The sequence below is a fragment of the Priestia sp. USM5 genome (genome assembly GCF_058323215.1).
On the sequence record NZ_JBSGKN010000001.1, the window covers coordinates 2,995,627 to 3,015,557 of the forward strand.

Below are 19,931 nucleotides of genomic sequence, written 5' to 3' on the forward strand. Positions count from 1 at the left end.
CTTTTCCTCAACTAACTGTACACATTTCTTTTTTTAATAAGTATGAAACAACGCTTTTTAATGAAAAAGTATACAGCTCTAGTTAATATAATTACTATTACAAACACCTACATCAAAGAGATCCTCTTTATTTAAGGGGATCTCTTTAATAGCCTTATACTAGATACACATTCTTGAAGTTTTTTTGTGTAAGCTTATTTATTTAAAACCTCTTCTTTTATAATTGCTTTTTCATAGATCAATGGTTTGGTTCCTGCTTCTGGTAAAAGATAAATAAAAACAGTAAACATAAGTTGGAGGATTGAAACGACGGTCAAAAATAGAAAAAGACGTTCCTTATTCTTAAACCATATTACTAAACATAAAACTACAGATATTAACGACAAAAACAAAAAAAGAAAAAAGCTGTATAAATAAGAAACACCGTAACGATACGAAATATTTAAAAAGAAGAATACTATGTAGAGAAGTATAAAAGTTGACGGTACTACTTTAATAAAGTTGCTCAATAGAAAAATCCTTTCCCTTTATTTGTTGTAGATTGGTCGCCCTAACACTCAATTTACATAAAAGAGCAAATATTGAAAGTTACAGCAAACATGATTATATTTATTTACTTCAATTTTTATCTCTCATTTTCTTTCTTTGAAAAATGAAACTAGCTATAAACAAAAAGCCCAATAACATCGTTAAATAAAAGGTTACAGAATCACCTGAACGATTAAATTCATCTACAATGATGCCTTCTTGAAACAATAAGGCTGCTGCAATTATTAAAAAGAAAAAAGAATTGACGATTACATAACTACTTGCTTTGACTTTATTTCTCAAGAAAATTATATACACCAAATTGCATACTGAAAAAACTGCGATCAGGTAATAAATAGGCCTTAATAATGTAAATGTTTCCCCAAGCATCAGCATATTCTCCTCTATTACTATTATTTGAAATTTACTAGTCAATATATTTCATTTTGCAAATAAATGATTATTACTCATCTTAATTATTTAATTTTTGAACCAAAACCCCTCCAACTTTGTCCTTATCATCTAAAGAAAACTCAATATTGAGTTTATGAATTTTATCAAAATACCCTATTATTGTTGCTCCGGTATCTTCTCTTTCGTAATAATTTTCTCCATATGCCATAATGACATCTTTTTTGCTGTCACCAGTATGTATGCCCTTTTCCGTACCATACTTGCTGCTAATAAAGTCATACCTACTGACTTTATTATCTACAATTTTAAATTCAACATCATACTTTTCTGTACTTTTTCCGTAAATGTAGGTAGTATACGGCGGTTTCTCCGTAACCTCTATAAATTTTGGTTTCTTCTTCAAAAAACTTGCTACGTCATATTTAGCACTGCCTATTGATACTGATTTAACGTTTTCTAATTCAAGGTTTGTGCTTTTGGTGCTTGAATAGTATTTTTCTTTAGGCGTAAAAGATGGATCACAGCTTGCTAATAATAGTAAAATGAGTGGAAAGATAAACAAAAAATAATTCTTAATGCGCACTGTTAGACTCCTTTATATCGTTTGTTTTTACTCTGACTCTTGGCATTTTTAATCTATTACGTATTTTTCTTTTGCATATACAAGTCAATCGAATAGAAAACACTAACTGCAAAGTAATACATGGCAAGTATAGCTAATGTCTCATAAACGGATTCTCCAGCGCTATTTTTCACAAAAGAAAAAACAGTACGCACTACAAAGAAAACGATAGGATAGATGATAAATAGAGAATTAAATTTACGATTGACCACAACAATTAGTTCCTTTTTTTGGATATTTATGATTATTATAACATATATTTTTCTTTTTTATTTCTCTCCCACATATTCAATAAGTTTTTCGTTTACATAACACCGTTTAACAACAGGACTAAATCAAAAGAAAATCTTATTAGTAGGTCTTCTTTTGATTATCTATTCTTTTTGACTTCTTATCTACGATGAATTTTAAATGGCTAATAAAAATCAACAAGCCACAGATAACCATTAACCAGCGCGTAATCCCTTGATGTAAAGGGTCAAAAAGGTTTAATAAAGCTATTCCCAATCCTGATAACATAGCTAGATAACGTAAGATCAAGTATAATCCCCCATTCCGAGAGTGAAGAGAGTCCCCCTTCATACTTAAGTTAAAGTTTCTTACCACACCATGGACAAAATGAAATCTCAATAGTGGATGAGCCACCATCATGGATAATTAAACCGTATTCCTTGTTCGTTTTATCGAATAAGATAAGATTATCTGGACACTCAAATGGATCACTATGAATATCACACGTAAAGTTCACATGATAATTCATATAATCGCAGCAATGCTTTTTCATTCGTTTTCTCCTTACTATATCGTCATTATTGCTTTTCTCGGTAAGCTGAACAGTGGTCATCTGAAATACGATAATTTTCCTTACCGGTTGGGGCTGCTACCTCAACTAATTTATGTCCCAACCAGTCCCACACAGCTACTGTATGCAAAGATACCCATTTCAGATCTCCTCTAGCAAGACGAAAAGAATCATACCAGTTTTCAGTCGTTACTAATAGATTTTTATAAGTAAGTTCCTTTTTCCTTAAGTGTTTGATTTCCAACATGAAATCTAACATATTTTCTTCCTTAGGCACTTGAATAATTCGCGCTATAAATGTTCCGTTAGGGTTTTTTTTCGTTTTATAAACTTTTTCCCTTTCTATTTCTAACTCTGGACGACCCCTCATCTTCCTTCCCCCTGTGTGCTAACACATAATCTCTATGCTAAAAGGTTATAGCTGTTTCAGTAATTCTTCTAACTTTTCTTCAATATCTGTTTCTAAATGATTTTTTGACAAATCATACAAAGCACCTGTCCCTTTAAAATACCCACCAAAGTAATACCATAATTGAAGGTAATGAACGTATGCATCTTCTTCATCTGTAAATCCATCAAAGTTTATCGCAACTTGGGAACGATATTCTTTTTCTAGAAACTGCTCCGAACTTAGATTTGGTAGTTGGTCGCCATCAATATCTCGACACACCCATATTTTTAAGTTCTGCTTACCATCATGTTCAAATTTATTTCTATATTTGTGCTGAAGACTTTCGCTGTATGCCTCTCCTACTTCTTCCAACTTCACTATCTCTCTTTTTAAATTCTCATTTATTTCACTCTCAGGGACTAGAATGTATTTGTCATCTGCTTCCTGACCCTGTTTATCCATAAATAGCTTTTTCAATTTATCAAACAAGCTTTTCCCACCTATCTAAAAAAGAATATAAGCATGTTAAATTCGACTAAAGAAAGCTCATTTCCTTCTCTGAACTGCGTTTAGTCGTCATAACTAATATGATATCAGCTACTTCCTTACGTGTGGAATCTTTTACGAGAGTGCTGATTTTCTGACATACTTGTAATTCGCTATTCTTTACAGTGAATACATATGTTAAAGTGTAAAGTAGTGGAACGAAAGGAGTAACGACAACATGGCTCAACGAATCGTCAATATGTTTTTATCTGTTTTAGCTGCTTATGGAACGTTAATTTTAACGAAACACATGAGTATTGCAGATAATATTTTTGTGACACAGATTGTTCGTCTGATCATTTGTATTGTGGCTGTTATCATTGTGACAGGAATTACTACATACATTTTCAGAAATAAATCTTCTAATAAATAAAAGGGCAGCTATTTAGATAGCCGCCCTTTTTGTTTTCCTTAATTCTCATTTTATTTCACCCTAAAGAAATGGGGATGTCTCAAACACTCATGAGACATCCCCATTAAGGCTATACATACTTTTACGCGTTTAAAGCACGCACAAATTCTTTTGCTAGGCTGATTGTAGACTGCGGATTTTGTCCTGTTAAAAGCTTTCCGTCTACTTCAATATGATCGCTCCAATTATCTTTTGCAATAAACTCGGCGCCTAGCTCACGAAGCTTTGTTTCAAGAAGAAACGGCATGTATTTATCTAACGTTGTATCTTTCTCTTCTGAATCAGTAAACGCTGTAATACGTTTTCCTTTTACAATCGGCTCACCGTTTTTAAGCTTTCCGCCTACAAGAGCTGCCGGTCCGTGGCATACCGCTGCAATTAGCTTGTCGTCTTCAGCAAATTCTGTTAGCAAACGATGTAAGTGCGTATCGTCTGGAAAGTCAAACATTGTTCCGTGCCCTCCAGGTACAAACATACCTGCAAATTCTTGTGAACTTACTTCAGCTAATGATTTTGTAATCTCTAAAAGTTTTCCTGCTTCTTTGTCTTCGTCCGTCACATCATCTGTTAAGCTGTTAGGATCCACAGGTGATTTTCCGCCTTTTGGACTTGCTACGACTACTTCGTATCCTTCTTTTTTAAATTCTAAATATGCTTCAGAGAATTCTGTAAGCCAAATTCCAGCAAGCTCTCCATTTTCCATCGTATGTCCATTTGTAACAACCATTAAAACTTTTGAATTTCCTGCCATGATTTACTCATTCCTTTTTCATTTATTATTTACATACATGTATCATTAATAATTCATTTATCTCTTTGAATATGTTCCCCGGTATTATTTGATGAAAACATGGTAACTTTTTCTTACTAATAAAAAGAACAGGTGAAAATAATAGTTGAATTATATAGAGAAACAGGATCTTTTTTACACTTTAAAGATTAGACGGAGCCGGTTTTTTATATGCAGTGTGACAAGTCTTCACTTTAAATATTTTTTTGACATGTACACCCAATTCGATTAATATCAAATTAGATGTATATCGAATTAGAGGGAGAAGGTATTAAGCTATGCAATTAGATAAGTTGGTTAATTATCATAAAGCCGTTGGTGATCCTACCAGGATTAGAATTATTTCACTATTAAAAAAAGGGCCTCTTCACGGGCAAGCAATTGCTTACAAACTGGGGTTACAGCCTTCAACTATTACTCATCATATTTCAAAGCTAAGAGATGTAGGAATTGTTTATCAAAGAAGACAAGGAAACATTATTTATTTTTATCTAGACCTTGAAAGACTTGAATATAACTCGAAGGCTATTTTAAGTATTGGAGAGGATTCGATGGAAAATCAAGACAACCATTTACAGGATAAAGACAAATTATCTATTGTTAAAAACTTTATAAATAGTGACGGTACTTTAAAAATTATTCCAAGTCAAAGAAAGAAAAAGAACGTAATATTAGCCTATTTAATACGTGATTTACAGCACGGAAAAACGTATCCAGAAAAAGAATTAAATGAACATATTAAAAAATATCATGAAGATTATGCAACGATTCGCAGAGAGTTAATTATGCAGCATTTTATGTATAGGCAAAATGGAGAATACGAGTTAAATCCGAAAGAGATGTGGCCCGTTATTTATTAAAGTGGACGTAAAAACGTTCATTTTTTAAGCCTTATAATTCGATATATGTCTAATTAGTTTGTGTTGTTTCAAATAGAATTAAAGTAAAAATGTAATTTCCAAAATGAAAGAAGCCAACGTTTTGGTAAGCATGTGACATTAATTTTATTCTCCTATGTGTTGGCACAGCAACCATATTAGTTTGCTTACTGCTTCCCCTAAAAGCATCTGCTTTGAAAAAAAGCATAAAGTCTCTGTATGCAATAAGGATTATCCTCTACCAGTTAAATTAGTGAATAATCCTTATTTTTTAAAACTATAAAAAAAGTGTTTTAACCATGATGAGATCTATTTGTTCTTCGTCTCCCATATAAAATGAGTGAGATCCAATTTGAACAAATCCCTGTTTCTTGTAAAAAGCAATCGCATTTTTATTTTTTTCCCATACGCCTAACCAAATTTTCTTTTTATTAAATGTCGTTGCTATCTCTACTGCTTTATTAAATAAATGTTTACCAAGTCCTTGTTTTTGAAAGCTGTTACCTATATAAATTCTTTCAATTTCAAGCGCTTCTTCCCCCATCTCTTCAGACTGAGCGTCATTCATATTAACCTTTAAATAACCTGCAATTTCATGATTAACATACATAAAAAAGAATTGCGAGGACGTATTGGATAGTTCTTTTTCTAGCTGTTCGATTGTAAATGCTTTTTCTAAATAAGCTGTCATATTTTCTTGTGAATTCTGATCTTTAAATGTCTCATAAAACGTTTTATAGCTAACGTCTTGAAGATCATATACATCTTCAAGAATACACTTTTTTATATGCATCATCACTGACATGCGCCTCTCCTTTATATCATCAATAATTTCTCTTGTTTCCTTTTTTGACAAACTCCCAGTCTGTTTCGATATTTTTTCTTACTCTTTGAACTAGCTTAAGAATGGTATCTGCTTCTTCCTGGGTAAAACCTTCTAATGCCACTTTATTCGAATAATCATTTTCTCTTTTTATAAACGGGTATACGTTCTTCCCTTTTTCAGTAGGAAAAAGGTTTTTATTTTTTTTATTATGGGGATCATCTTTCTTTTCAATAAAACCATTCATTTCAAGCTTTTTTATAGCCCGAGCCGCTGTTGTGCGATCTACTTTTATCATTTCAGCTAACTTTTCCTGAATGATTCCTGGATTTTCACATATTCGCACCAAATACAAATACTGCCCTTTTGTCAGGTCATATTCTTTAAATTCTATATTACTAATTGAATCCAATGCTCTTGCTATCATGCCAATTTCACGCAGAATTTCACTCATAAAATATCTCCTTTATACATATTTTTGTTGCAAATACAATAAAAATAATCTACATTTAATGTATCTCAAAATAGTTGCATTTGCAACAAAAAATAACAAAAAGGATGATGACAGTGAAGTATGTTGTTTATGCAGGAGGAATTTTACTATTAACTCTTGGAATTGCTTTAACGATACAATCTGACCTAGGAGCTTCACCTTTTGATGCACTGTTGGTTGGACTGTCACTAAACGTAGGTCTTAGCGTTGGAAGCTGGGAGATTATACTTGCCTGTATTTTAATTTGTGGTAATTCTCTTTTAAGCAAACAAAAGCCAGAAATACTGGGACTGTTAACGGCATTCATAACAGGTCTTAGTATCGATATATGGCTTTTTTTCTTAAAGAATTGGATTACGTTCGAAAGTTGGTACAGCAAAGTATGTTGTTTCGGAATCGGTTTAATCATTATAGGAGTAGGAACCTCAGCCTATTTACATACAAATTTTGCACCTATTCCAATTGACCGCTTAACATTAATCATACAAAAACTAGCTAAAACCAATTTATTTCTTTCAAGAACATTTATTTACCTCACATTTTTACTAGTCGCAATATTTTTAAACGGACCAATTGGTGTTGGAACGTTATTAACCGTGTGTTTAGGCGGCGTGCTGCTTAATTTCTTTATGCCCATTACTCAAAAAGCAGTAGACTGCATATTACCAACATCTCATACATTAAAAAATCATATTAAAGATCATAAACGTTCCATTACGTAACTAATTCTGTCTATATCATGGTTTTCATGCACAAAAAGCGGATCTCCAGTTAGAGATCCGCCTTCTGTGTGTGATTACTCTATTTTTTTGCCTCAGCTTTAATAATAAAACGATGTTGTTCTACGTCGAAAAACCCTTGAGACTGTATAATTTGATGGATATTATACAATCCGCCGATATGTGTTTCTATATCAAAATTAGGAACTTGCCAAGGAATTGCATTTAGATAAAAAACTAGCGCCCCAATATCATAAAATCTCTGCACAGGAAACTCTTCCTTGCAAAAGATGATGTTAAAAGAATTTTGTTTGAGCTCTTCTATTGCTTTCTTTAAATTCCAATTACAAAACTCTTTATTTATCGGAACCCCTATACATTCATTGATTCGTGAACAGTCCAATCCTCCCACTTGCTGAGTGAAAAACGTGCCTCCCTTAGACAAAATCCTTCTCACTTCAGAAGCACAAAAAGCTTCGTGCTGGTTCAAAATTAAATCAAATGTACCATCTTTAAACGGTAGATTCTCGTTTTCAGTTCGTTCAACAACTGTGACACCAAATGGCTCTAACCGTTTTTTAGCGATTGGAACGTTAGGTTTGTATCCTTCGGTAGCATACATAACGCGAGGAAAAGGTTGTAACAAAGATAAAAACTCTCCTCCTCCTGTTCCCATATCTAAAGCAGCATTAGAGTTTTGAATAAGGCGAAAAGCTTCACTTCCGTATGACCACGAAAGCATATCGCTATCCATACGACCAGTACGAGTAATAATAGAAAAATCCCATCCAGTAAAATCAACATTTGTATTGTTTACAGCATTTAAAAAATGTTTGTCCGTTATCATGTTAAAATCCTCCTTTTAATAGTCAGTCAGCATTAATCATCTATCCTAAACTAGTAAAAGGCGGGCCACGAACATACAGGCAGCGTTGTTATGTTTCATATGCTAACTTATTCAAAATAACCGCTCCTTCATCCGAATTACGTATTTTTCATTTATTTGTCCATTCATATGTAATATCGGGTAGTTTCTCTTCGTTTTCACCTCCTCTTTTTATAATACTGAAGCCGTGTTTTTCGTAAAATCGCTGTGCGTTTTTATTTTGTTCAAATGTACGTAATGTTAATTTTCCATTTGATTCTGTTTTGGCTCTTTCAAGCAATCGCTGTCCGATTCCTCCTCCTTGATAATCTATATGAATGTACAGCTGGTTAATTTCATCAGCGTTATAGGCGACCATTCCTACTATTTGTTCATCTATTAACGCTAATTCAACTTTATAGTGTGCTGACAATATATGATCTAAAAAATAAATATGACGGTCAAAACTGTGCATTTCCTTTTGTCCAATCGCTTTTTCTTTACTATCTCTCCACATTTTTACCGTTGCCTCAGCAAATTGTGGATGATAGTGAACAATATCAACATTAAAATGGGCCATACATTTTCCCCTTATCTGTCATTGTGCTATTCGTATTTTTAATAACGATGTCTAGATATTCTCTTCATGTGGTTGAAGCCTGTCAAAATCTTGTTTTAATAAAGAGTACATGTACAAATCATCAAATTTTCCACACGTAAATTCATAGCTTCTTAATAGGCCTTCTTTTATAAAACCGTGCTTTTTTATTAATTTTTGTGAAGCAGCATTAGCAGGCTCTATCAAAGCTTCGATTCTCCGCAAATTAAAATGTGTAAACCCATATTTTATGACCGCGCCCAATGCCTCATTAGCAATTCCATTTCCCCAGTAGTCTCTGGCTAATTCATAACCAATTTCCGTACGGTAATGGTCATGAACTCGATTAAGAAACCCGCAGCTGCCAATAATGTCGTCTTGTTCTTTAAGAGTAATGCCCCATCTTATTCCAGATCTTTTGTTTAAGATTGATTTATACCACGCAATCTCATTTAAAGCATCTTCAACCGTTGTAAAAGGCTCTAGACCGTAGTGTTTCATTACTTCTTTGTCGGATAGGTATTTTAAAATATTGCTTGCGTCTTCTGCTACAATTTCCCTTAGTACAAGTCTTTTTGTTTTAATGACAGGAAAATGATGTGACACCTGTAATTCCCTCCTCTTATCCATTCATTAACTGGACGGATCTTTTCTCACAGCTTTATCTAATTTAAATAATGGTTAGTAAAAAAGTTCTTTTATTATTAGTGAATTCCTTTTTTAGTCATAAATATTTGTCGAAAAACACGCAAAAAAGCACGCAATTCTTCATTTCTAAATCAGAACCGTCATTTATTTTGTATTTGTTCGTTTTAAAAATTAAAGGAATAAAAGATAGAAATGAAGAATTCTTCTCCAACTAGTCTAAATGTAAAAAGTAAGGAGAACGATATGAAACTGTACGGAGATTTTGAAAAAGAAGATTGGCTAAACGTATTAAAGCTATCAGAAAAAGAGCTGCCTAATGCATTTATTATTCATGGTGAGTGGGGATTCCAAGATAATCTAAGCTTATGGAAAGAGATTTTATCTACCAATGTTCATATGCCTAAATGGAACACGGTGATAGGTAAGTTCAAAAACAGAAATATAGGGTTTGCGAATGTGTACGGCAGTCCAATGGCATCAAACATCGTACATCAATTTGCCGGCAGCGGAACCGATCTATTTATTCAAACGGGATATTTTGGAGGCTTATCTTCCACTATACAATATGGAGATATTTTAATTGTATCTGCAGCACAAATGCAAGACGGCGTATCGCACTGGTATTTACCAGACCAAACGCTTGTAGAAGCTGACAAAGAGCTAGTGGAAGCCGCCTGCAGATATTGTGAACAAAAAGGCTACAGCTATATTAAAGGACATGTGGTCAGTATGGGTGCCATGCTTATGGAGACGCATAATATGGTAAAAGAATGGTCACTTGCAGATTTTCTCGGCGTGGATATGGAGACAGCTACCACTTTAGCGATTGCTCATAAATTCAACAAGCGCGCTGTGGGCTTGTTGAATTTATCAGACCACCTTCTTCACGGCGATACTCTTTATTCGTATACAAAGGACAGAGAGTTAATAGAAAGTGAAACTGATAAAGCCATTCGCGATGTGGCTCTTTATTTAAGCAGTACATACTAAAATAGAACAAATAAAAGAAGATAACTATTCAGTTATCTTCTTTTATTTGTTTCGCAGTTTTTAACACCTTTATAGTTTGTTTATAAACAGGATTCTCTGTTGTCAGCATTTAAATTTTTATTTGTTTATTGTTTAAACCAGCTTCCAACGTATCATACAGGGCAAGTTTATAATTAATTCGTTCTAGGTGGAGATAAGTTTGCGACATATCTGCTTCTACTTTCTTTTTATGCTGAAGCATCATGTTTCTACGTTCGCTGATTGTACTTTCGCCTTTTTTATATGACTCTACATATTGCTTGATTTCAGCAAGAGGCATCCCAGTTGCGCGTAAAGCTAAAATAAACTTAACCCACTCAATATTCTGATCAGTGTATAGGCGCTGGTCATGTTCGTTTCGTTCAACAAAGGGTAAAATACCTTCCTTTTCGTAGTAGCGCAATGTAGGAGCAGACAGCCCCGTTTTTTCTTGCATGTCTCTCATTGTATAAGACATGTGATTTCACTCCTATTTTCTTCATATGCGTATCAATGGTACAAATAGAAAAAGCTGTCCAAAGAGTGAGGTTACTCTCTGGACAACTTTTGACTTAATAGGATCCTCAAATTACCATTCTTGATGTACAGGACGAATGATCATTTCGTTTACTGCCACACCAGCTGGCTCTTCGATCGCAAACGCAATCGCGCGTGCGATGCTTTCTACTTCAATCGCACCTTTATAGAATTCATCGATACCTGATTTTAAATCTGTATCCGTGATTGTTTCTTTTAGTTCTGTTGCAATCGCTCCTGGAGAAATGTTCGTTGCACGAATGTTGCTTCCGCCAGCTGATTCTTCTAGACGAAGACCTTCTGTGATCGCTTTAACCGCAAATTTGGTTGCACTGTACACGGCACTTCCAGCACCTACTGCGTGTCCAGCTACTGAAGACAAGTTAATCACATGTCCGTCTTTTTGTTCTCTCATTGCTGGAAGAACTGCTGAGATTCCGTAAAGAACACCTTTAATGTTCACATCAATCATTGTATTCCACTCATCTACTTTTTGGTTGCGTAGAAGAGATAATGGCATAAGACCCGCGTTGTTCACAAGCACATCAATACGTCCAAATGCTGAAAGCGCATCTTGTGCTAGCTCTTGCATTTGTTCGTGAGACGTTACGTCTACTACTTTGTAGATTGCTTCTCCGCCGTTTGCTTTGATATCTTCTTGTAATGCTTTCAAACGATCTTCACGACGAGCTGCTAAAACAAGCTTTGCTCCTTTTGCTGAAAGCTCTTTTGCTGTTGCTTCGCCGATTCCGCTAGAAGCACCTGTAATAATGACAACTTTACCTTTTGTGTTAGACATAATAAACATTCATCCTTTCTGTTTTAACTGATTTCTACCTTTAGTGAGAAAGCAAGTCTATGACCTGCTGTTTTTCGCTGTGTTAGCTGGTACAGTAATAGCTTATCTCCTAAAGTCAGCTTTAACGCAAGGATTTTATAAAACTTTTTCTTATTTATTATGTAAAAATGCTGCTATTAGTATCTATAGAGCCTTTTCAAGAGCTGTTTTTTTTCTGTAATTCTCTTTTCGTTTTCCTTTAATTTGTATTTACTTAATCATTTTCCTTTGTATCCCCCGCTATACATTAAAGTAAGCTTTACCTGTTACATTCTTTTTAAGGATTTATATCGGGAATAACCACATAATATATGTCTTATACTACAGATACACGCTTGTGTGCTGAAACTTACTTATTCAAAGCCAATTAAGAAGCATGCAGCACCTTCTGCTCCTTTTTTCCTTTTTCTTTAATTAGTAAGACACCTAACAACCCCATCATTGAAAACAAAATGGGAATCATAAAAGCATAATGATAGCCCACGTGCAGCGAGCGTTCAGGGAATAAATCAAGGACATTTCCGAAAATACTAGGTAATAATACGGCGCTTAAAAAGCCTCCCATATTAGCAAAACCTGATACAACTCCTACTTCTTTTACTGAAAAAGATTGACGTACTACGGCAAATGTCAAAGCGCTTGCGCCGTTTCCAAATCCGATGATAAAAAGTAAAATAACGACTAGCATGAATGAAGGTTTCACTCCCGTTAATAATAATCCTGTCCAGCTAAGCACCACAATAAGATGGACGAGTGAATAGATTTTTTTAATGGAGTTTAACCTGCTTGATATCCAGCTAATTAAAGGTCCGCCAATCATAGCGCCAAACAAACCATACATAATAAGCTGACTTGCATCAGCGCGAGATAAATGAAACACATTCATGCCATAAGGAACTCCCCAAGAGCCAATAAAACCTATATATGTACCTACTACACCAAAATGACAAAGAAATGTTGCCCATGCTTGACGAGTCGTCATTACCCTTTTTAGGATCGCCCATACGCTTTCTTGAGTCTTAACAGAGGCTTTATTTGCTTTAGCATCATCTACAAATAATCGTTTAGGTTTTATAACTAAAACGACATAAAGCAAATAAGATACCGCGATTAAAACTAGACCTATACTAAGAAAAGGAACTCTCCAGCCTGAAAAGGAGATCCACATAGATAAAGGCACGGTAGCTGATAATGACCCCACACTTCCTACCAGCCCAATTAAACCTAAAAGCTTTACAAACTCATTTCCCTTGAACCACTGACTTAAAATTAACACTAAATTGACAAAAATCATGGAGTCTCCGGTACCGACTAGCAAACGAGAAAAAATTAACACATATTCGTTGGGAGATGTGCTGTAGATAAGGCTTCCTATTCCGGTTAAAAGCGATCCGATGATAAGAAATCGATTTGGACCGTACCGGTCAGAAAGTAAACCAACAGGAATCTGAAGGCCTGCATAGGCTAAAAATTGTATACTCGTCATCAATCCTATAACGGATGCTGAAACGTGAAAATCTTTCATTAACTGCTCGGTAATAAGTCCGGGGGCTGTTCGTTGACTGACAATCAAATAATACGCTAATAAAGCGGTTCCAAAAACCACCCATCTATAACTACTTTCCTGCTTGTTCATTTTGATAGATCCTCTCATGTATAATTTTTTCTGCGTAGAAATGCTGGTGGAAAACGTTTAAGAGATGAAGATATTGATAGAATGAAGGTCTGTTTGATAAATAGGTCGCTATTGCGGACAGCTCTTCTTTTTATCCTTGTTTTTCCTTTCTATGATAATTTTAAGTTTTTAAAGGTTATTTTTCAATGAGGTATGGACTTTTAAAATATATCCTTTACTATTTCCCTTTCACTATTAGGCATCCAAGTTAGAGTTCTTCTTGTCATTTTTGGTTATAAAGCAATTCAATAAGAACCCATAAAGAACCTATATCACCCGTGTTTTTTTCAAAAGACCTCTTCTTTCACAGCTTTTCAGCTGTTTAATAAGTTGGTATAAAACTTGCATGTTCATCTATGAACACTTACTAAAGGAGGAGAACTTTATGAAAAAAGTTAAACGTAAGAAAAGTATTAAAAAGCAGGTCATTACTGGTGCTGTTCTCGCAGCATCTCTTTTACTGCCCATTTCAGCTTCTGCTGCATCTGCACCTTATACACTTTATCAAGTCGGAAGTACTGCAGACAAAGCGACTAGTACAAGCTTTGGACAAGTCTATATGGGTGGAAGCATCGATGTAGATGAAGCGTTCAAATGGATGATTCAAAAGGCAAACGGCGGAGATTTCTTAGTTATAAGAGCGACGGGTACTGATGCCTATAACTCTTATATCTACGACCTAGCAAAAAGCATAGGTAAGCCTCTTAACTCTGTTAGCACAATTGTCGTCGATGATTTAATAAGAGCAGGTTCAGACTCTTCTTTAATAGATAAGATTAATAAAGCAGAAGGCATCTTTTTTGCTGGAGGCAATCAAGCTGATTATGTAGATTTTTTAGAAGGGTCTCCCGCTCTTACAGCATTAAATAATCGTATTAATCAAGGCATTCCTTTTGGAGGAACAAGTGCTGGTACTATGATTCAAGGGGATCACATTTACGACTCTATCTCAGCAGGCTCTACAACTTTAGATTCTAAAACAGCGCTAAACAATCCTTATAGTTCTCTTATTTCCTTTACAGATTATTTGATTCAAACACCTCATAACAACAACATTCAAACAGACACCCATTTTGAACAACGAGATAGAATGGGACGCTTTTTAACCTTTCTTGCACGTAATATTAAAGATGGAGAAGAAACTGGAACAAGCGCAAAAGGGATTGCTGTTAATGAACAGTCAGCACTGTTGGTAGAAAAAGATGGTTCAGCTAAGGTCGTAACACAGCCGGGCTCTACAAATGCAGCTGTTTATCTAGCTAAAACGAATATGGCTCCTACCACTTGTGCAAACGGTCAGCCGCTGACGTTTAATAATATTTCTATCTATAAACTATTTAATGGCAGCACTTTTAATCTTTCCACTTGGACAGGTTCTGGAGGATTAGCTTATACTTTAAACGTAAACAGCGGTGTTATTACTTCTTCTACAGGAAAAGTTTACGGCGGAAATCAGCCGTAAACGGTAATTGAATAAGAAAAGGGAAGCTTGATCAGTAAAGTTTCCCTTCCTTACGCACATCAAGGATTGATTAAATGCTGTTTTGTTTTTAAATGATATAGATAATGCAGTCCTTTTTCTGTTATTTTCGTTCCGGCTCTGCCTCTGCGCTTTATAATATACTCTTTTTCTTCTAGTACATCCAAACGATTTCTCACCTGCTGTTCTGTAAGCGTAAAGCCTTTTAAATGCTGGGTGATCCACTTTCTGCTTGCTGCTTTTCCTGTATCATTACACTGTTTTATCGTTTCTAACAGGGCACGATTTTCTTGAAGTTCGATTAAGTCAACCGATTCATTTTCAACTTCATACAAAGAATGATTTTCTTTTTGACTACTAAGCCTATACTCTACGTCTTTTGCTTTCACTTCGTTGTCATCGCAGACGGTAAGTAAATACTCAATTACGCCTTTTAATTCTCTTATATTTCCTAACCATTCATGTTCGATAAGCAGCTTCATCGCTTCTGGATGGATATGCGTCCACGTTTTCGATTTGGACATAAAATGATGAATCAGTAAAGGAATATCGGTTCTTCTATATCTTAAAGGAGGAATCGTTAAAGATAATACATGTAAACGATAGTACAGATCTTCTCGAAACAGACCTTCTTTCATTTTATGTAGTAAATTGTTGTGAGTGGCTGCTATGATTCTTACATTAATCGGAATGACTCTTGTACCTCCTACCCGCCTAATTTCTTTTTCTTGAAGCACCCTTAAAAGCTGAGTTTGTAAACGCGGGCTGATATCACCAATTTCATCTAGAAAGATTGTACCTTTATCAGCGCTCTCAAACAGCCCTTTTTTGCCGCCTTTCTGCGCTCCTGTAAAGCTGGCTTCTTCGTACCCAAACAGCTCACTTTCTAGTAATGTATCGGTCATGGCACTGCAATTCACGGCAAGAAACGGTCCGTTTTTACGTGTAGAATGATTGTGGATAGCCTGAGCAAACAGCTCTTTTCCTGTACCGGTTTCTCCTTGAATCAAAATAGGATACTCAGTGGCAGCCATTTTCCGGGAAATTTCAATCGTTTTAAGCAAAGCTGGGTGTTCTCCTATAATATCTTGATAGTTATACTTAGCAGAAAATCCGTTTTTTCTAAGTTCTGACTGCGCTTTTCCTTCTATTTCAACAGCTTGATTAACACTTTTAAACGTTGCTACAGTAGTATTGCTTTTCTCAATCATCGACTTATAGATAACCATTTCGTACCCATTTATGTTAAAGTACTGACTTTTCTCATCGGACGATATAATAAACTCCACAAGGCCTTTGTTAGAAATTACGCTTTGAATCTCATGATCTATAGCATCGGAAGAAGCTAGCTGGAACAGTGATTCTAACCTTTTATTGAATAACGTAATTTTTCTATTAAAATCCACGGCAAGAATACCATCTTCTACTACGTTTACAATACTCTTTACATGAAGGTGAAGTTCTTTCATTTTCCCTTCTGCTTCTATTAGTTTTTTTTGCAGCACAATGATGTTTCGCAAATAGCGATCCCAAATAATTGAATGATTAGACTGATTAAAACCGAATGATTTTATAAGTTCAAAAATGGTCGCCATGTCAAAAAGTCTAACGCCTATATCAATTACATGCTTTACGTATGGGGGACACAAGTGAACCTCACCTGGAGAAACTGCAATTTCAACACCTTCGTAATAGGTCTTTTGCTTTTTAAAAGGGATAAACTGAACATGATTAATGCCTACTTGATAAAGAGATTCTATTAATTTAAGAGTTTCTTTATCGTCATCATTTACAATTAATACTTTTGTATGGGCAGGGATTTTCAGTAATTCATTTATATGCTTATGATGAATTGTTCTATTTCCTACAATTTCATGTGCATGCTGAACGTCTAATCTGTTCTTCATTTCATGATATATACTCTCTGATGAATAAAGAACAACATCTCCATCAATTTTTCTTGGTAATTCTTCATCAATCGCAAAGCATTCAATAAAAATATAATCGCCTAGCAACTCTTTTAATTGATTGTGTAAAATGATTCTAGTTTGCTTGCTTCCTGTTATTAAAACTAATTTCTTTTTCATCGTATGGACACCTTTCTACAGGCCTTTAACTTGACTTGCCTTCAGAGATTAGTCTTGGAATACTATACCTATCATTTTATACTTTGCTGTGCATTTCATCTAGCGGACGTTTGTCCCTTTTGTAAATAAAAATAAGTAGAAAAAAGCGCCTCCACTTTAATGGGTGGAGGCACGATATGCTAAAGTGCTAGATGCATTGAATTACTTTTTTCTCATTTAATGTCTACGTTTATTGGTTTGATATCTAAGGCTACTTTCACAATAGAGTAATCGTCTTTTTGACCGTCGGTATAAGCCCAATAGCCATTGCTTTCAGGGCTTTTTCTGAAGGTAAGCTCAAAACCTTTGCCTTGGTTAAACGCATAGCTCTTTATTTCTTTGCTCTGAGCGTTATCAATAAGATCGTAAGCTAAAAATTTCCTTAATACACCGTGCGGAGAGAAAAGACCCGTGTTTGGCCCAACCTTTTCACTGTAGTATTCATTTTTTCTAGTAGATGTTTTAGCTGGGTTTATGACGATTTCTTTTGTTGTGATATTTACTTTATCACCTGGCGTAATACAAGAGATAAGAATATTTTTGTAATCACTCGGAAATTTGTCATTTGCCTGTACCTTTGCTAAGTCAACTAGCGTAATACCGCCTCTTCCAACAACTTCTATTTGTTTTTCTTTATTGTTTACCACCATAGCAGTATCTTCATCGATGCCGTAAGAAAGCTGATTTTTATTTCCTTTTTCATATGCTGTTGCAATAAGGCGTCCTAGTCTTGCTTTGTTGTCAAAATGCTGATCTACAAGACCGTATTGGAAAAAGCCGAGCCCTTTTTCTAAATAAGCAGGACCGCCTTCTTGCTGAGCCATATCATCGTACGTGTCTGTAAATCCGTATGAAAGCGCTCCGTAGCTATCTCCGCCAGCCAGCATAGTATTACTCATAATTGCCGCTCCGGCACTCGTACCGCCAAGTACTGCCCCGTTTTTATACGTATGCCATATGGCTTGTAAAACGTTTGAGTCCGAACCATTTTCATTACGCAAGGAGCCCGTAATCAAGGTTTGATCTCCTCCTACAAACCAAATGCCTGTTAGCCCTTTAACTTTTTGGGCTAGTTTATCACTGTTCATATTTGTTTTCCAAGTCAACTCATCTTCAGAAGTTCCTTTAAAGTCGTGGTTTGAAATAGGTAAAATCTCTATATTTTCTGCCTTCACTCCGTATTTAACTAAATCACTTTTAAACTGATTAGAGGAGTCGAACTTAGTACTTGCTGCAGGAACAATCCCTATTTTGGCCTGCTTTCCTCCTGCAAGAGTAATAAACTTGTCATACACGCTTGAATTACTGCTTCCAAGCGCTCCTCCTGCAATTAAGAGATTACCTTTAATCTCGTCGTATGCAGGACTTTCAGATGAAGAAAAAGTAGGTTTTTTATACGTTAAACTAGTTTTTTTATCCGGTTGAAATTTTACGGTTTTAGGTGTAATGTCCATTCTTACATTGACAATGGAATAATCATCTTTTTGTCCATCAGTATACCGCCAGTAGCCGTTTGTGTCATTATCCTTTTGGAAAGCAATTTCGTATCCAGACCCTTTACTGTCATAAACATAGCTGTTAGCAGATTTCATTGATTTATTATCAACGAAAGAATATGATAAATAAGCCTTTAATCTTCCATACGGTGTAAAAACACCCGTAGCAGGCAGTGCGTTAAAGGAATAATATTCAAACCCCTTTGTTTCTACTTTATCTTTTGGAAATTCAAATGACTTTAAATGAAAGTTAATTTTATCTCCAGGAGATAAGTAACTGACTTTTATGTTCTCTAAGCCTGAACGCACTTTTTGCTTAGATATAAGCTTAGCTTTGCTCATATCTAATACAGCTAATCCGCTTCTTCCAACGACTTCAACCTTTTGATCTTTATCGTTAACGACCATAGCAGTATCTTCGTCTACACCGTATGCAAAGTTTTTTTCTTTGTCACGTTCAGCATTATACGCAGCTACTGCCAGTCGCCCAAGTCGTGCTCGTTCATCCATATGCTGATCAATTATGCCGTGTTGGAAAAATCCCAGCCCTTTTTGAACTGATAGAGGCTCGTATTCTTTCTTATTGTGTTGGTTTTCGTTTACATGTTTATTTTCCTTGTTTCCTATACTTTCTTTTAAAGCTCCTAGACTGTCTCCTCCTGTAATCATGACGTCACTCATAATTGCAGCTCCTGCACTTGTACCTCCGATAACTGCTCCCTTACGATATATATCCCAGATAGCTTTTAACGCTTCAGAATCGTTTCCATTATTTTCACGAAGGGAATCCACAATTTTTGTTTGGTCTCCTCCAACAAACCAAACTGCCGTTAGTCCTTTAATCGTACGGGATAACTTCTTGTCGTTCACTTGATTCTTCCAAGTCGATTCATCTTTTTGTGTGTCAGAAAAATCGTGATTGGAAACGGGAAGAATTTGAATAGAATCTGAGTTTACTCCGTATTTCACGAGGTCTTCCTTAAACTTTTCAGAAGACTGCAGCGTTGTGCTAGCAGCTGGAATAATCCCTACTTTGGCTTTTTCTTTTCCCCCAGCAAGCAAGAGAAATTTTTCATATATATCGTGATTGGATGTTCCTACACCTCCGCCGGCAATAACAAGGCTGCCTTTAATGCCCTCAGTATTTTCTTGTGCTTTTGCAAGCAGGGGTGTACTCAACGAAGAAAGTAATGTAAAGCTGATGAGACATGAAACCAGTTTCTTTTTCATTTGAAAGATCCT

General features: G+C 35.3%; 23 protein-coding genes. 5 read left to right on the forward strand and 18 right to left on the reverse strand.

The annotated features are described in order from the left end of the window. Positions 1-618: 618 nt before the first annotated feature. From ACWATA_RS16155 to ACWATA_RS16185, 7 genes are all read right to left on the reverse strand, one after another. Positions 619-918, reverse strand: coding sequence for a hypothetical protein (locus ACWATA_RS16155; protein WP_028413899.1), 300 nt, complete (start codon positions 916-918; stop codon positions 619-621). An 82-nt stretch (positions 919-1,000) separates the two neighbouring features. After that, positions 1,001-1,525, reverse strand: coding sequence for a hypothetical protein (locus tag ACWATA_RS16160; protein WP_430079894.1), 525 nt, complete (start codon positions 1,523-1,525; stop codon positions 1,001-1,003). 56 nt (positions 1,526-1,581) lie between these two features. After that, the gene (locus tag ACWATA_RS16165; protein WP_430079896.1) at positions 1,582-1,776 is read right to left on the reverse strand and encodes a hypothetical protein; all 195 of its coding nucleotides are present in this window, start codon (positions 1,774-1,776) and stop codon (positions 1,582-1,584) included. A 139-nt stretch (positions 1,777-1,915) separates the two neighbouring features. After that, positions 1,916-2,104, reverse strand: a complete 189-nt coding sequence (locus ACWATA_RS16170; RefSeq protein ID WP_376185209.1) for a hypothetical protein — start codon at positions 2,102-2,104, stop codon at positions 1,916-1,918. A gap of 49 nt (positions 2,105-2,153) precedes the next feature. Next, positions 2,154-2,408, reverse strand: coding sequence for a DUF6980 family protein (locus ACWATA_RS16175; RefSeq protein ID WP_430050865.1), 255 nt, complete (start codon positions 2,406-2,408; stop codon positions 2,154-2,156). After that, on the reverse strand, positions 2,374-2,736 hold the full coding sequence (locus ACWATA_RS16180; RefSeq protein WP_028413904.1) for a hypothetical protein: 363 nt from the start codon (positions 2,734-2,736) through the stop codon (positions 2,374-2,376). Before ACWATA_RS16180 ends, ACWATA_RS16175 begins: the two co-directional genes overlap by 35 nt. A 45-nt stretch (positions 2,737-2,781) precedes the next feature. Then, a complete protein-coding gene (locus tag ACWATA_RS16185; protein WP_367032735.1) occupies positions 2,782-3,246 on the reverse strand; it encodes a hypothetical protein in 465 nt (154 codons plus the stop codon). A gap of 235 nt (positions 3,247-3,481) precedes the next feature. Here ACWATA_RS16185 and ACWATA_RS16190 point away from each other — a divergent pair, with 235 nt between their 5' ends. Then, positions 3,482-3,676 carry a hypothetical protein gene (locus ACWATA_RS16190; protein WP_013056341.1) on the forward strand — a complete coding sequence of 65 codons (195 nt, stop codon included), beginning with the start codon at positions 3,482-3,484 and terminating at the stop codon, positions 3,674-3,676. A gap of 121 nt (positions 3,677-3,797) precedes the next feature. Here ACWATA_RS16190 and ACWATA_RS16195 read toward each other — a convergent pair whose 3' ends face one another. After that, positions 3,798-4,466: a type 1 glutamine amidotransferase domain-containing protein gene (locus ACWATA_RS16195; RefSeq protein ID WP_473049975.1), complete on the reverse strand. Its 669-nt coding sequence runs from the start codon at positions 4,464-4,466 to the stop codon at positions 3,798-3,800. A 317-nt stretch (positions 4,467-4,783) separates the two neighbouring features. Here ACWATA_RS16195 and ACWATA_RS16200 point away from each other — a divergent pair, with 317 nt between their 5' ends. Then, positions 4,784-5,365 carry a DUF2087 domain-containing protein gene (locus ACWATA_RS16200; protein WP_028413907.1) on the forward strand — a complete coding sequence of 194 codons (582 nt, stop codon included), beginning with the start codon at positions 4,784-4,786 and terminating at the stop codon, positions 5,363-5,365. A gap of 295 nt (positions 5,366-5,660) precedes the next feature. On the opposite strand, the gene paiA is transcribed toward ACWATA_RS16200, so the two are convergent. Together paiA and ACWATA_RS16210 are read right to left on the reverse strand one after the other, a co-directional pair. Next, positions 5,661-6,188, reverse strand: a complete 528-nt coding sequence (paiA, locus tag ACWATA_RS16205) for a spermidine/spermine N(1)-acetyltransferase (RefSeq protein ID WP_033578540.1) — start codon at positions 6,186-6,188, stop codon at positions 5,661-5,663. Between the two features lie 19 nt (positions 6,189-6,207). Continuing rightward, complete coding sequence (locus tag ACWATA_RS16210) at positions 6,208-6,660, reverse strand: MarR family winged helix-turn-helix transcriptional regulator (protein WP_473049976.1); 453 nt, start codon at positions 6,658-6,660, stop codon at positions 6,208-6,210. Positions 6,661-6,773: 113 nt separating this feature from the next. Here ACWATA_RS16210 and ACWATA_RS16215 point away from each other — a divergent pair, with 113 nt between their 5' ends. Further along, positions 6,774-7,421, forward strand: a complete 648-nt coding sequence (locus ACWATA_RS16215) for a YczE/YyaS/YitT family protein (RefSeq protein ID WP_473049977.1) — start codon at positions 6,774-6,776, stop codon at positions 7,419-7,421. Positions 7,422-7,500: 79 nt separating this feature from the next. Here ACWATA_RS16215 and ACWATA_RS16220 read toward each other — a convergent pair whose 3' ends face one another. From ACWATA_RS16220 to ACWATA_RS16230, 3 genes are all read right to left on the reverse strand, one after another. Beyond that, on the reverse strand, positions 7,501-8,265 hold the full coding sequence (locus tag ACWATA_RS16220; RefSeq protein WP_155010263.1) for a class I SAM-dependent methyltransferase: 765 nt from the start codon (positions 8,263-8,265) through the stop codon (positions 7,501-7,503). A gap of 148 nt (positions 8,266-8,413) precedes the next feature. Next, positions 8,414-8,863: a GNAT family N-acetyltransferase gene (locus ACWATA_RS16225; RefSeq protein ID WP_033578537.1), complete on the reverse strand. Its 450-nt coding sequence runs from the start codon at positions 8,861-8,863 to the stop codon at positions 8,414-8,416. Positions 8,864-8,914: 51 nt separating this feature from the next. Further along, on the reverse strand, positions 8,915-9,487 hold the full coding sequence (locus ACWATA_RS16230) for a GNAT family N-acetyltransferase (RefSeq protein WP_098627314.1): 573 nt from the start codon (positions 9,485-9,487) through the stop codon (positions 8,915-8,917). Positions 9,488-9,772: 285 nt separating this feature from the next. On the opposite strand from ACWATA_RS16230, the gene ACWATA_RS16235 reads away from it, so the two are divergent. Continuing rightward, on the forward strand, positions 9,773-10,519 hold the full coding sequence (locus ACWATA_RS16235) for a phosphorylase family protein (RefSeq protein ID WP_033578535.1): 747 nt from the start codon (positions 9,773-9,775) through the stop codon (positions 10,517-10,519). A 109-nt stretch (positions 10,520-10,628) separates the two neighbouring features. Here the strand turns inward: ACWATA_RS16235 and ACWATA_RS16240 are convergent, their stop codons facing one another. From ACWATA_RS16240 to ACWATA_RS16250, 3 genes are all read right to left on the reverse strand, one after another. Next, a complete protein-coding gene (locus ACWATA_RS16240) occupies positions 10,629-11,015 on the reverse strand; it encodes a MerR family transcriptional regulator (protein ID WP_033578534.1) in 387 nt (128 codons plus the stop codon). Between the two features lie 111 nt (positions 11,016-11,126). Then, complete coding sequence (locus ACWATA_RS16245) at positions 11,127-11,873, reverse strand: SDR family oxidoreductase (protein WP_098113404.1); 747 nt, start codon at positions 11,871-11,873, stop codon at positions 11,127-11,129. 406 nt (positions 11,874-12,279) lie between these two features. Continuing rightward, complete coding sequence (locus ACWATA_RS16250; protein WP_033578532.1) at positions 12,280-13,548, reverse strand: MFS transporter; 1,269 nt, start codon at positions 13,546-13,548, stop codon at positions 12,280-12,282. Positions 13,549-13,972: 424 nt separating this feature from the next. On the opposite strand from ACWATA_RS16250, the gene ACWATA_RS16255 reads away from it, so the two are divergent. After that, positions 13,973-15,049: a cyanophycinase gene (locus tag ACWATA_RS16255; protein WP_033578531.1), complete on the forward strand. Its 1,077-nt coding sequence runs from the start codon at positions 13,973-13,975 to the stop codon at positions 15,047-15,049. 59 nt (positions 15,050-15,108) lie between these two features. Here ACWATA_RS16255 and ACWATA_RS16260 read toward each other — a convergent pair whose 3' ends face one another. After that, complete coding sequence (locus ACWATA_RS16260; protein ID WP_033578530.1) at positions 15,109-17,154, reverse strand: sigma 54-interacting transcriptional regulator; 2,046 nt, start codon at positions 17,152-17,154, stop codon at positions 15,109-15,111. Between the two features lie 212 nt (positions 17,155-17,366). Beyond that, entirely contained in the window at positions 17,367-19,919 is a 2,553-nt protein-coding gene (locus tag ACWATA_RS16265; protein ID WP_473049978.1) for a cyanophycinase, read from the reverse strand. Positions 19,920-19,931 lie beyond the last annotated feature (12 nt).